General features: G+C 76.0%; 8 protein-coding genes. 1 reads left to right on the top strand and 7 read right to left on the bottom strand.

All coding sequences use genetic code 11. From position 1 onward, the window contains the following. Positions 1-1644 (top strand): MinD/ParA family ATP-binding protein (locus ACFP3U_RS32595; RefSeq protein ID WP_380229358.1); only part of this gene is annotated, 1644 nt, incomplete at its 5' end. A 65-nt stretch (positions 1645-1709) separates the two neighbouring features. Here ACFP3U_RS32595 and ACFP3U_RS32600 read toward each other — a convergent pair. The 7 genes from ACFP3U_RS32600 to infB form a co-directional block, all read right to left on the bottom strand. Beyond that, positions 1710-2654 (bottom strand): bifunctional riboflavin kinase/FAD synthetase, encoded by a 945-nt coding sequence (locus ACFP3U_RS32600; protein ID WP_380229359.1) that lies wholly within the window; start codon positions 2652-2654, stop codon positions 1710-1712. Between the two features lie 65 nt (positions 2655-2719). Continuing rightward, positions 2720-6421: a serine protease gene (locus ACFP3U_RS32605; protein ID WP_380229360.1), complete on the bottom strand. Its 3702-nt coding sequence runs from the start codon at positions 6419-6421 to the stop codon at positions 2720-2722. A gap of 199 nt (positions 6422-6620) precedes the next feature. Continuing rightward, positions 6621-7550, bottom strand: coding sequence for a tRNA pseudouridine(55) synthase TruB (gene truB / locus ACFP3U_RS32610; RefSeq protein ID WP_380229361.1), 930 nt, complete (start codon positions 7548-7550; stop codon positions 6621-6623). Positions 7551-7679: 129 nt separating this feature from the next. Next, the gene (locus ACFP3U_RS32615) at positions 7680-8792 is read right to left on the bottom strand and encodes a DHH family phosphoesterase (RefSeq protein WP_380229362.1); all 1113 of its coding nucleotides are present in this window, start codon (positions 8790-8792) and stop codon (positions 7680-7682) included. Between the two features lie 2 nt (positions 8793-8794). Beyond that, positions 8795-9238 carry a 30S ribosome-binding factor RbfA gene (gene rbfA / locus ACFP3U_RS32620; protein WP_030311387.1) on the bottom strand — a complete coding sequence of 148 codons (444 nt, stop codon included), beginning with the start codon at positions 9236-9238 and terminating at the stop codon, positions 8795-8797. A gap of 153 nt (positions 9239-9391) precedes the next feature. Further along, entirely contained in the window at positions 9392-9688 is a 297-nt protein-coding gene (locus ACFP3U_RS32625) for a DUF503 domain-containing protein (RefSeq protein WP_320440159.1), read from the bottom strand. A gap of 135 nt (positions 9689-9823) precedes the next feature. Continuing rightward, a partial coding sequence (gene infB, locus ACFP3U_RS32630) for a translation initiation factor IF-2 (RefSeq protein WP_380229363.1) occupies positions 9824-12645 on the bottom strand: 2822 nt, incomplete at its 5' end.

The following is a 12645-nucleotide window of genomic DNA, read 5'->3' on the forward strand; positions in this document are numbered from 1 at the left end:
TACCCCCAGGACCAGCCGGCGTACCCGCAGGACCCGCAGGCCTACCCCCAGGACCCGCAGGCCGCCGCGTGGGCGGCCGCCCAGCAGGCCCAGGCTCAGCAGGCCCAGGCCCAGCCGGGGCAGCCCCAGCCCACCCAGCCCCAGCCCCAGCCCGGACCGTCCGCGCCGCCCGCCCCGGCCGACCCGCCGCCGGGCGGCTGGCCGCAGCCCGGCGCCTACCAGCAGCCCGCGCAGCCGCAGCCCCAGCCCCAGCCGAACGCCCCGCAATGGGGCCAGCCGCCGGCCGCGCCGGCCGCGCCCGCCGCGTTCCAGCAGGCCGGTGCCCCGCAGCAGACCGCGCACGGCGCGCCGCTCGGCTACACCGCCGCGGTCGAACTGTCCTCGGACCGCCTGCTGCGCAGCCAGCCGAAGCAGCAGCGCCAGCAGCCGCGCTTCCAGTTCGGCGGCAAGGCGGCGGCCGCCGAGAGGGCCCGCCGGCTGGAGATCATCCGCACCCCGGTGCTCAGCTGCTACCGGATCGCCGTGATCAGCCTCAAGGGCGGCGTCGGCAAGACCACGACCACCACCGCCCTCGGCGCCACGCTGGCCAGCGAGCGCCAGGACAAGGTGATCGCGATCGACGCCAACCCGGACGCCGGCACCCTCGGCCGTCGGGTCAAGCGGCAGACCGGCGCCACCATCCGCGACCTGGTGACGGCCATCCCGCACCTGCGCAGCTACATGGACATCCGTCAGTTCACCTCCCAGGACCTCCACTCGGGCCTGGAGATCCTGGCGAACGACGTCGACCCGGCCGTGTCGACCACCTTCAACGACTCGGACTACCGCCAGGTCATCGACGTGCTGGGCCGCCAGTACCCGATCATCCTGACCGACTCCGGCACCGGTCTGCTGTACAGCGCGATGCGCGGGGTGCTGGACCTCGCCGACCAGCTGATCATCGTCTCCACGCCCAGCGTGGACGGCGCCTCGTCCGCCTCCACCACCCTGGACTGGCTCTCCGCGCACGGCTACGCCGACCTGGTGCAGCGGTCGATCACGGTGGTCTCCGGGGTCCGCGAGACGGCCAAGATGATCAAGGTCGAGGACATCGTCGCGCACTTCCAGACCCGCTGCCGCGGTGTGGTCGTGGTCCCGTTCGACGAGAGCCTGGCGGCCGGCGCCGAGGTCAACCTCGACATGATGCGGCCCAAGGTCCGCGAGGCCTACTTCGAGCTGGCCACCCTGGTCGGCGAGGACATCGTCCGGGCGCAGCAGGCCGCCCAGCAGACCGGCTGGCAGCAGCAGGCCCAGCCGCAGCAGCCCCAGGCGCCGGGCTACCCGCAGCCGCAGCCGGGGGCGCAGGCCCAGCCGCCGTACGGCCAGCCGTACCCGTACGCCCAGCCGCAGCAGCCCGGCCAGCCCGCGCCCGGCACGCCCTGGGCGCCGCAGCCGCAGCCACAGCCGCAGCCCGGCCAGACTCCGCCGCCCCCGCCCGGCTACGGCTACCCGCCGCAGAACACCCCGCCGCAGCAGCCGACCCCGGAGTGGCAGCAGCCGCCCGCACCGCCGGCCGGCGCCTACGGCTACCCCCAGCCCGAGGACGGCCACCAGCCGCCCCCCGGCTACGGCTACCCGCCGCCGCCCGCGCCGCCGCAGCAGTGAGCACACGCGAGGGCCCGCCGACCTCCCCGGTCGGCGGGCCCTCGTGCGTGGCGCGGCGGCAGCGGTCAGCCCGCGTCGGTCAGCTCCCGGGCCCGCTTCACGTCGTCGGCCATCCGGTCCAGCAGCGCCTCGATGGAGTCGAACTTCTCCATCCCGCGCAGGTACACCAGGAACTCCACCGCCACGTGCAGCCCGTAGAGGTCCAGGCCGACCCGGTCGATGGCGTAGGCCTCGACGGTGCGGTCGGTGTTGTCGAAGGTCGGGTTGGTGCCCACCGAGATCGCGGCCGGCATGCGCTCGCCGCCGACGAGCAGCCAGCCCGCGTACACGCCGTCGGCCGGGATCGCGCTGTGCGGCACGGTCTCCACGTTGGCGGTCGGGTACCCCATCTCACGGCCGCGCTGCGCGCCGCGCACCACCACGCCCTCCACCCGGTGCGGGCGGCCCAGCACCTCGGCCGCCCCGGCCACGTCCCCGGAGCCGACCAGCCGGCGGGTCAGCGTGGAGGAGAACGGCTCGCCGTCGCCGGCGGCGCCGCGCACCTGGAGGTCGACCACCTCGACCCCGCAGTCCGCGGACCGGCCCAGCTCGGCCAGCAGGGCGACGTTCCCCGCCGCGCGGTGGCCGAAGCGGAAGTTCGGCCCCTCGACGACCAGACAGGCGTGCAGCGCGTCGACCAGCACCTGCCGGAAGAACTCCTCCGGCGACTCCTTGGAGAACGCGGTGGTGAACGGCAGCACCAGCACGGCGTCGACGCCCAGCTCCTCGATCAGCTCCGCGCGGCGGGGCTGCGGGGCGAGCAGCGGCGGGTGGGTCCCCGGGCGGACCACCTCGCTGGGGTGCGGGTCGAACGTGACCACCACCGAGCGGACGCCCCGCTCGCGGGCACGCTCGACCACCCGGTTGATGATCAGCTGGTGTCCGCGGTGCACCCCGTCGAACGAGCCGATGGTGACGACGCTGCGTCCCCAGTCACCGGGGATCTCCTCCAGGCCACGCCAGCGCTGCACCTGACCGCTCCTTGTTCCGTACGGCGCGTACCTTCTGTACGCTCAAACGCTCAAAACCCGAACCCCTATAGCGTGCCATGCGCCTGTCCCGAGTTCGGCACCGGAAGGCAGGTTGGCCGAACCACCGGGTGTCGGCCGCTCCCGGCGGGCGTCCGGACGGCCTCGGCGCCGCCGCGCTCGGCCTCCGCCGCCGCGTCCCGCGGCTCCCGGCCGGCCGCCGCCAGGGCGCGCAGCCGGTCCAGCGGCGGGTCCACCGGGCGGGCGGGCCGCTCGTCCTCCGGCCAGCGGGCGAGCAGCTCGGCGAACGCCGCCGAGCGGACGGCGCAGCGCACCAGCAGGCCGTCGGCGTCCGGCAGCGCGGCCGCCGCCCGGACCAGCACCGCTCGGGCCCGGGCCGGTCGCTCCCCCGCGCAGTGCTCGGCCAGCCCGGCGACGGCGGCGGCCAGCACCTCCGGGTCCCCTTCGGTGGCCAGCAGGGTGTCCAGCAGCTCGCAGCGCAGCGCGTCCGCCACCGGGTCGGGCACCGGACGGGACAGCACCTCGGCGAACGGCCGGCGGACGGCCACCGCGCGGGCCGCCAGGGCGCCGCTCAGCAGCACCCGCAGCTCCAGCCGGGCGACCGCGCCCTCCACCGCACCGCGCGCCAGCCGGCGGCCCAGGTAGTCGACGGCGACCGGTCCGGCCAGGGCCGGCCGTTCGCGCAGCAGCCGGGCCGCCAGTTCGGCAGCGCGCCGGGCGGCCAGCGGCGCGCGGGCGTCCGCCAGCACCCGCAGCGTCCCGGCCACCGGCGCGCCCGGCGGCACCTCCTTGCCGGACCCGCCCAGCCGGTCGGCCAGCGCGGCCAGCACCGGCTCCGGGTCGCTCTCCAGCGCCGGGGCCAGCGTCCGCGCGGTCAGGAAGCGGTCCTCCCCCCGCCGGTACAGGTCCAGCGCCGCCGACAGGTGGGCGGCCCGGCTCCCGGCGTCGCGCAGCAGCAGGGCGAGCGCGGCGCCGTGCAGGGCGGGCTCCTCGTCCCGGGCCAGCAGGGCCAGCGCGGTGAACCGCAGCAACTCCGGCCCGGCGCCGCGCGCGTGGGGGGCGGCGCGCAGCGCGTGCACCGCGGCGGCCACATGCCGTTCGGGCCGGGGGTCGTGGCTCCAGCGGTCGACCGCGCGGCAGAGCGCCGAGGGCTCCTCGACGGCCAGCACGGCGAGCAGCGCGTCCGCCCTCGGGTGCGCCGCCCCGGCCAGTGCCTCGGTCAACTCGTCCAGGGCCAGGGCCCGGTGGGCGAACAGCAGGTCGTGCGCGAGGTCGGCGACGGTACGGCCGGGGCGGGCGGGCAGGCCCCGCGGATCGTCGAACCAGGTGCACAGCAGCGGCAGCACGGCCGCCGGGTCGGCGCGCAGCCGGCCGGCCACCGCGGCGAGGAACGGCCGGTCCGGTCCGTCGGCGGCCACCAGCCTGCGGAGCAGCGCGAGTTCGGCCTCCGCCGGCAGGCCCAGGCCGGCCCAGAACGCCGGGTCGAACCGCCCCAGCCCCTCCGCCGGCAACCGCTCGAAGCCGCCCGCGAGAGCGGCCCGTTCGACGATCCGCTCGGCCAACTGCTCCAGCAGCGCCCGGTGTTCGGCGAGGTCCGGCCCCGCGGCCAGACCGGCGACCAGCAGCCGCCCGGCCCACCAGCCGGGCTCGCTGCCCGCCGGGCGCAGGTCCACGGCCCGCCAGATCCGGTGCAGCCACGGGTCCAGGGCCGACGCGCCCCAGGTCTCGGCGATCCGCCCCAGCGCGGCGACCACCGGGCCGATCCGGTGCCGCGGCACGGCGGCGGACCCGCCGGCCGGCCTGGTGTCCTCGGCCTCGCCGAGCAGCAGCCGCAGCGCCGTGTCGAGGTCCAGGTGCCGGCCCTGCAACCAGTCGGCGAACTCCCCGTGCGCGAAGCGGTAGCCGGCCCCGGCCGGGACGAACAGCCCCTCCGCCAGCACCGCCGTCGCCCAGCCGCCCGCCACCGGGAACAGCTCCTCGAACGCGGCCCGCCCCAGGGCGCCCTGCTCGGCCCCCAGCATCCGCCGCGCCGCCTCGTGCACCCGGCCGGGCTCCGCCGACGCCGTCCGGCGCACCCGCCCGGCCGCCACCCGGGCGGGCCGGACGGCGCCCCGGCGGTGGGCCCCCGGCCGCCGGGGGCGGCCGCCCTCGGCGAGCCGCTGGGCCACCCGCAGACAGCACAGGTCGAGGTGGGCGGCGAACAGCTCGGTGCGGCCCGTCGGCTCGCCGGTCAGCCCCTGCGCCCACAGCTCCCCGGCCAGCCGGACCGCCAGCGGATGCCGGGCGTCCGCCGCCGCCGGCCAGCCCGACGGCACGCCGTACCGCCGGTGCACCCGCTCCGCCGCCTCGGCGGGCAGCGGCCCCAGCCGGCGCACCACCACCCGCAGGGCGCCCGTGCGCCGCTCCGGCCCGCCGACCGGCACCAGGAACTCGCCCGCCGCCCCGCCCGGCGCCAGCCGCTCCCAGGCCTCCTCCCCGCAGGTGGTCAGCAGCCGGGCGCCGCCCGCCGCCAGCCAGCGGGCCGAGGCCCGCAGCCAGTCCGCGTCGAGCGGCACCGGCGACTCCTCGGGACCGTCCAGCACCACCAGCAGCGGACGCCCGGCCGCCGCGCAGAGCGCCGCCACCGCCCCGGCGCCGGTCGGTGCCGGCACGCCGAGCCCGGCCGCGGCCGACCCGAGCGCCCGCTCCACCGCGTCCGCGAGCGAGGCCTCACCGGGCCCGAGGTCGGCGCCGCGCAACCACACCGTGGGCCGCGGCCGTTCGCCGTCCGCGCGCCGGACGGCGACGGCCGCCGCCTCGGTGCTCCGGCCCGCCCCGGCCGCGCCCACCAGCGCCACCACGCCGACCTCCGCGCCGGCCGCCGCGCCATCCCCTGTGAACTCCCCGCCGGTGTCCCCGTCCGCGAGGAGGTCGGCCCACGCCGCGAGCCCGTCGGGCCGGTCCACCCGGTCGGCCGCCAGCGCGGCGACCCGGCCCGGCCCGGCACCCGCAGCGGCCAGTTGGGCGGCGGTCAGCCGCAGCACCCCGGCCAGGTTGAGCGCGCTCCCGTACGCGGGCACGCCGGCCGCGTTACGGGCCAGCACCTCGGCCAGCTCCGAACCGTCCGCCCCTACAGCGGCCACCGGTACGGCGGTCGGCGGACCCGGCCGCCCCGGGGTGCGCAGCCCGGGCGCGACCACGGCCACCACGGTGCCGCTCGCGGCGTCAAGCACGGGCGCCCCGGCCGGGACGGCCGCCGCGTCCGCCGCCGAGGGCACGTCGAGCAGCAGCACGCCGTCGATCAGGTCGAAGTCGTCGGCCCGCGAGTAGACGGCCCCGGTGGTCGCGGCGACGCCGCAGCGCAGCAGCACCGTCCGCCCGTCCGCGCGCCCCTCGCCCCGGACCGGGACGGGCACCAGCAGCACACCGCCGTCCCCGGCCACCGGTGGCGGCGCGACCGGCAGCGGCGGCACGGGCAGCCCGCCGACCGTGTCGGTACGCAGCAGGGCGAGTCCGTGCCCGGGCAGCGGCCGGACGTGGTCCGGGCCCAGGACGCGGGTCTGCCCCCCGAAGAGGTGCAGGACGATCCCGTCGAGGCCTGCGACCGTCTCGTGCGCGGTGAGGACGGTGCCCAGGGGGTCGACCACGAAGCCGAGCCCGCGCGGCCGCCCGTCCCGGTCGTGGATCCGCAGCAGCCGGCGGCCGGGGTCGCCCGCCGCCGCGCCGTCGTCCGCCCCCGGAAAACCCCTGAAGCCCAGCAGTCCCGGCATGCCCGCAGCCCTCCCCGCAGGGCCCGCCGGCCCGGGAGTGGACGCGTCGCGGCGACCTGCTCGCCGCGGGGGAGCCTGCCCGGCGCGGGCGTGGACCGACCGCGCCCGCGCCGTTCACGACCCCGGTTCACCTCGTGCGCTCCCCCGCGCGGGTGAACTTCCCCCGGGCCGACGCCGCTAGGGCCCAGGTCAGCCGGGGTCAGCCGACGAAGACGGCGACCGGCCGGGCCTGGCCGCCCTTCTCCTCCACCAGCGCGAGGAAGGTGCCGTCCGGCCCGAACACCGCGATCGGCCCGTCCACGCCCATCCCCGGAGCCTTCAGCCGGGCCCCGTGCGACAGCTGCTTCGCCTGGTCGGCGTCGAGGTCCCAGCGCGGGAAGGCCGCCGCGGCGGCGGCGCCGATCGGCAGCACCTCAAGACCGGTGGCCCCCTCCCCGGTCACCGAGGCCTCCAACTGCTCCAGGGTGTGCGCCGACTCCACCCCGTACGGCCCGACCTTGGTGCGCCGCAGCGCGGTGAGGTGCCCGCCGACGCCGAGCCCGGCGCCGAGGTCCCGGGCGAGCGCCCGGATGTAGGTGCCGGAGGAGCACTCCACGGTGACGTCCAGGTCGATCACCGGCGTGCCGTCCTCCGCGACGGCGGACCGCTGCGCGTGGACGGTGAAGGCGTGGATGGTGGTCGGCCGGGCGGCCAGCTCGAAGTCCTCGCCCTCGCGCACCCGCGCGTAGGAGCGCTTGCCGTCGATCTTGATCGCGCTGACCTTGGACGGCACCTGCATGATCTCGCCGGTGAGCGCCGCGATCCCGGCGTCGATGTCCGCCCGGGCCACCCCGTCGGCCGGGGTCGAGGAGGTGACCTCGCCCTCCCGGTCGTCGGTCACGGTGGTCTGGCCGAGCCGGACGGTCGCCTCGTAGGTCTTGGCGGTGAGCATCAGGTGGCCGAGCAGCCGGGTGGCCCGCTCGACGCCGATCACCAGGACGCCGGTGGCCATCGGGTCGAGGGTGCCGGCATGGCCGACCTTCCGCGTCCCGGCCAGCCACCGCAGCTTGGCGACCACCCCGTGCGAGGTGATGCCCTCCGGCTTGTCGACGATGACGAGGCCGTCCGGACCGGTGCCTTTGCGCTTCATCAAGTTCTTTCTGTCAAAGCTCTGTACAAAACGATCAACCGCAGGCTACCGACCGCGCGGCCCCGCCGACCACGCAGCACGGCCCGGACGCCGCCGGCAGGTCAGTCCCAGCGGCTCAGTCCCGGCGGCTCAGTCCCGGCGGGCCCGCAGCGCGGCGCGGAACCGCTCCACCACCGCGTCGACGTCCTCCCGGGCGGAGAACCCGGCCGCGAAGACGTGGCCGCCGCCGCCCAGCTCCGCGCAGGCGGCCGCGACGTCCACCGCGCCCTTGGAGCGCGAGGAGCCGCGCAGGGTGCCGTCCGGGTCCTGCTTGAGCACCAGCGCGACCTCGGCCTCGGCCGGGCGGCGCAGGATGTCGATCAGGCCCTCGATCTCCTCGACGGTGACGCTGAACAGCACCAGGTCCTGGTACGGCACCCAGGTCCACACCAGGCCAAGACCGTCCGCCGCGTCCGGCTCGTAGACGGCCCGGTCGAGCGCGCCGGCCAGCACCTTGAGGTAGCCGAAGGACGAGGTGTCCCACAGCTGCCGCGAGATGAGGTCGTGCCGGATGCCGGTGGCCAGCAGCCGCCCGGCCAGCTCGTGGGTGGCGGGCGTGGTCGCCCGGTACCGGAACGAGCCGGTGTCGGTGGCCACGCCGGTGTAGAGGCAGGTGGCCAGGGACTGGTCCAGCTCGACGCCGAGCCTGCGCAGCAGCTCGTCCACCAGGACGGCGGTCGCCGGGGCGCCCGGGTCGATCAGCTGGTGGGTGCCGAAGCCGGGGTTGGAGGCGTGGTGGTCGAGCACGGCCAGCACCGGCGCGGCGAACGCCTTGTCGTGCAGCAGTCCCAGCCGGCTCTCCGCGGCGACGTCGAAGCAGAGCACCAGCTCGGGGGTGTCGGGCACCTCGGCGGCCGGCACGATCAGCTCCTGCCCGGGCAGGAAGGCCAGCGACTCGGGGACGATCTGCGGGTCGTCGCCGAACGAGACCCGGACCTCCTTGCCGAGCGCGCGCAGGGCCAGCCCGGCCGCCAGCGCGGAGCCGAGCGCGTCGCCGTCCGGGCAGATGTGGCAGATCAGGTCGATCGAACGGGCCCGCCCGATCTCCACGACCACCTGCTGCCAGACCAGCTCGAAACCGCTCTCCTCGGTGCGCGGCCCCGGAAGCACCGCGAGGGCACCCTCCACCGTGTCGGTGGAGGACGCCCCCGTGGTCGAACCGGTCCCGGCTGCCGAACCGGCCGCCGCCGGCTCACCCGTCATGACTACTCGTCCTCGTCGTCACGCTCGGACGCCGGAACCTTGTACGGATCCGCGTCACCGGCGTAGGCCGCGCCCGCGGCGGTGGTGCGCACCGCGGCGTCGATGGCCCGGGCCCGGTCGAGCAGGTCGTCGATGTTCCGGGCGTTCTCCGGCAGGGCGTCCGCGACGAAGGTCAGCGTCGGGGTGAAGCGCACCCCGGTCTGCTTGCCGACCTCGGAGCGGAGCACCCCCTTGGCGCTCTCCAGCGCGGCGGCCGTGGCCTCACGCTCGGTGTCGTCGCCGAAGACCGTGTAGAAGACGGTGGCCTCGCGCAGGTCCCCGGTCACCCGGGCGTCGGTGATGGTCACGAACCCGAGTCGCGGGTCCTTGATCCGGCGCTCCAGGGTCTGGGCGACGACCACCTGGATGCGGTCGGCGAGCTTGCGCGCCCTTGCGGTGTCGGTCACGTTGCCTCCTCGTGCAGTGGGCCGGGTACTCGGGCGTGCTGCTCGCCCTTCGGGGCCCAAGCCCCAAAGTACCGGCCCGCGCCCAGCCTTGTGGGCGCTCTCGGTCCTGATCTGTGTGAGAACGGCGACTCGCGCCGGCCTGCTCCACAGTTCTCATTCGTCGTCGTCGTTGTGGTAGCGCCTCCTGGCGGAGAGCAGCTGAACCTCGGGGCGGCCGACGACCAACCGCTCACAGCTGTCCAGGATCTCGGTGACGTACCCGGCTTCGCCGGACACCACCGCGAGGCCGATCTCGGCCCGGCGGTGCAGATCCTGGTTCCCGGTCTCGGCAGCGCACACGCTGTACTTGCGCTGCAGTTCGGCCACGATGGGCCGCACGATCGACCGCTTCTCCTTGAGCGAGTGGACGTCGCCCAACAGCAGGTCGAAGGTGAGTGTTCCCACGAACATGTGTGACAGGTCAGAGCCGACCTGGAAGGCCTCGGGGAGCGGACCGGAACCGGACCGCTCCCCGGACCCTACACAGCAGGACCGGGGCCGGTCGACGGAAATACCACCCGTCGACCGGCCCCGGCAGCCACCCGCTTACGCGCGCGGCTTCTCGCGCATCTCGTAGGTCTCGATGATGTCCTCGACCTTGATGTCGTTGAACGAGCCCAGGGTCACACCGGCCTCGAAGCCCTCGCGGACCTCGGTGGCGTCGTCCTTGAAGCGGCGCAGACCCTCGATGGTGAGGCTCTCCGCCACGACCTTGCCGTCGCGCAGCAGGCGGGCCTTGGCGTTGCGGCGCAGCAGGCCCTCGCGGACCAGGACACCGGCGATGTTGCCGAACTTGGAGGAGCGGAAGACCTCGCGGATCTCCGCGGAGCCGAGGCGCACCTCCTCGTACTCGGGCTTGAGCATGCCCTTGAGGGCGTTCTCGATCTCCTCGATCGCCTGGTAGATGACCGAGTAGTACCGGACGTCCACGCCTTCCTTCTCGGCCGCGGTACGCGCACGACCCTCCGCGCGCACGTTGAAGCCGATGATGATGGCGTCCGAGCCCATCGCCAGGTCCACGTCGGACTCGGTGATGGCACCCACACCGCGGTGCAGGACCCGGAGCTCGACCTCCTCGCCCACGTCCAGCTTGACGAGGGCGTCCTCAAGGGCTTCGACGGAACCGGAGACGTCACCCTTGATGATGAGGTTGAGCTGCTCGATGGAGCCGGCGGCGATGGCCTTGTCCAGGTCCTCCAGGGACACCCGGACCCGACGCTGCGCGAAGGCGGCGTTGCGGTCGCGGGCCGAGCGCTTCTCGGCGATCTGGCGGGCGGTGCGGTCCTCGTCGACGACGATGAAGCTGTCGCCGGCGCGGGGCACCGAGGTCAGACCGAGCAGCAGCACCGGGCGGGACGGGCCGGCCTCGCTGAGGCTGTTGCCGTTCTCGTCCAGCATCGCGCGGACGCGGCCGTAGGCGTCGCCGACCACGATCGAGTCGCCGACGCGGAGGGTACCGCGCTGCACGAGCACGGTCGCCATGGCGCCGCGGCCCTTGTCGAGGTGGGCCTCGATGGCGATACCCTGCGCGTCCTGCTCGGGGTTGGCCCGCAGGTCGAGCGAGGCGTCCGCGGTCAGGACCACGGCCTCCAGCAGCTGGTCGATGTGCAGACCCTGGCGCGCGGAGATGTCAACGAACATGGTGTCGCCGCCGTACTCCTCGGCCACCAGACCGAACTCGGTCAGCTGACCGCGGACCTTGGTCGGGTCGGCGCCCTCGACGTCGATCTTGTTGACGGCGACCACGATCGGCACACCCGCGGCCTTGGCGTGGTTGAGCGCCTCGACCGTCTGCGGCATGACACCGTCGTTGGCCGCGACCACCAGGATCGCGATGTCGGTGGACTTGGCACCACGGGCACGCATGGCGGAGAACGCCTCGTGACCCGGGGTGTCGAGGAAGGTGATCGGGCGCTGCTCGCCGTTCACCTCGGTGACCACCTGGTACGCACCGATGTGCTGGGTGATGCCACCGGCCTCGCCGGCCACCACGTTGGACTTGCGGATCGCGTCCAGCAGGCGGGTCTTACCGTGGTCGACGTGACCCATGACGGTGACGACCGGCGGGCGCGGGGCCAGCTGGTCCTCGTCGCCCTCGTTGGCGCCGAAGTCGATGTCGAACGACTCCAGCAGCTCGCGGTCCTCGTCGTCCCGGCTGACGATCTCGAGCTGGAAGCCCATCTCGTCGGCCAGCAGCTGCAGCGTCGCGTCGGAGACCGACTGCGTCGCGGTGACCATCTCGCCCAGGTTGAACATGACGGAGACGAGCGCGGCCGGGTTGGCGTTGATCTTCTCCGCGAAGTCCATCAGCGAGGCGCCGCTCGACAGGCGAACGGTCTGGCCGTTGCCGCGAGGCAGCATCACACCGCCGACGGACGGGGCCTGCATGGCCTCGTACTCCTGGCGCTTCGCCCGCTTCGACTTACGGCCACGCGCCGGGCGACCGCCCGGGCCACGACCGAAGGCGCCCTGCGTGCCACCACGGGCACCCGGGCCACCGGGACGGCCGCCGAAGCCGCCGGGACGGGGACCGAAGCCGCCGCCGCCACCCGGGGCACCGCCCGGACGCGGGCCGCCGAAGCCGCCGCCACCGGCCGGACGCGAGCCCGGACCGGCCGGACGACCCTGGAAGCCCGGACGGGCGCCACCGGCACCACCCGGACCACCCGGACGACCGCCGGGGCCACCCGGACCACGGCCACCCGGGCCGGGACGCGGGCCCGGACCGGCCGGACGCTGCGGCATCATGCCCGGGTTCGGACGCGGCATGCCCGACGGGGTCGGACGCGGGCCGGCCGGACGCGGCATGCCGTCGGAACGCGGAGCACCGGCACCCGGGGCACCGGCACCGGGGGCACCCTGGCCACCCGGACGCGGAGCGCCACCGGGACGCGGGGCACCACCCGGACGGGGGGCACCGGCACCCGGCGCACCCTGGCCACCCGGACGCGGACGGTCGCCGCCCGGACGGGGGGCACCGGCGCCGGGGGCACCCTGGCCACCCGGACGAGGACGGTCGCCACCCGGACGGGGCGGACGGTCGCCACCCGGGCCGGCCGGAGCACCCGGACGGCCGCCACCCGGCGCGCCGGCACGGCGCTCACCGGGGCGGGCCATGCCGGTGGCACTGCCCGAGGTGAAGGGGTTGTTGCCCGGACGCGGACCGGCCGGACGCGGGCCCGGACGGGCCCCGCCGGCGGCGGGACCGGCCGGACGCGAGGCCTGCGGCGCCTGCTGCGGGGCCTGCGAGGCCGGGCGCGGGGCCTGGGTCTCACCGGTCACCGGGGCGGGCGAGGAGAACTCGGCCGCCGGGGCGGCCGGAGCCACGGCCGGGCGCGGAGCCGGGCGCGGACCCGGCGTCGGCGCAC

It is taken from the genome of Kitasatospora misakiensis, assembly GCF_042656005.1.
GTDB lineage: Bacteria > Actinomycetota > Actinomycetes > Streptomycetales > Streptomycetaceae > Kitasatospora > Kitasatospora misakiensis.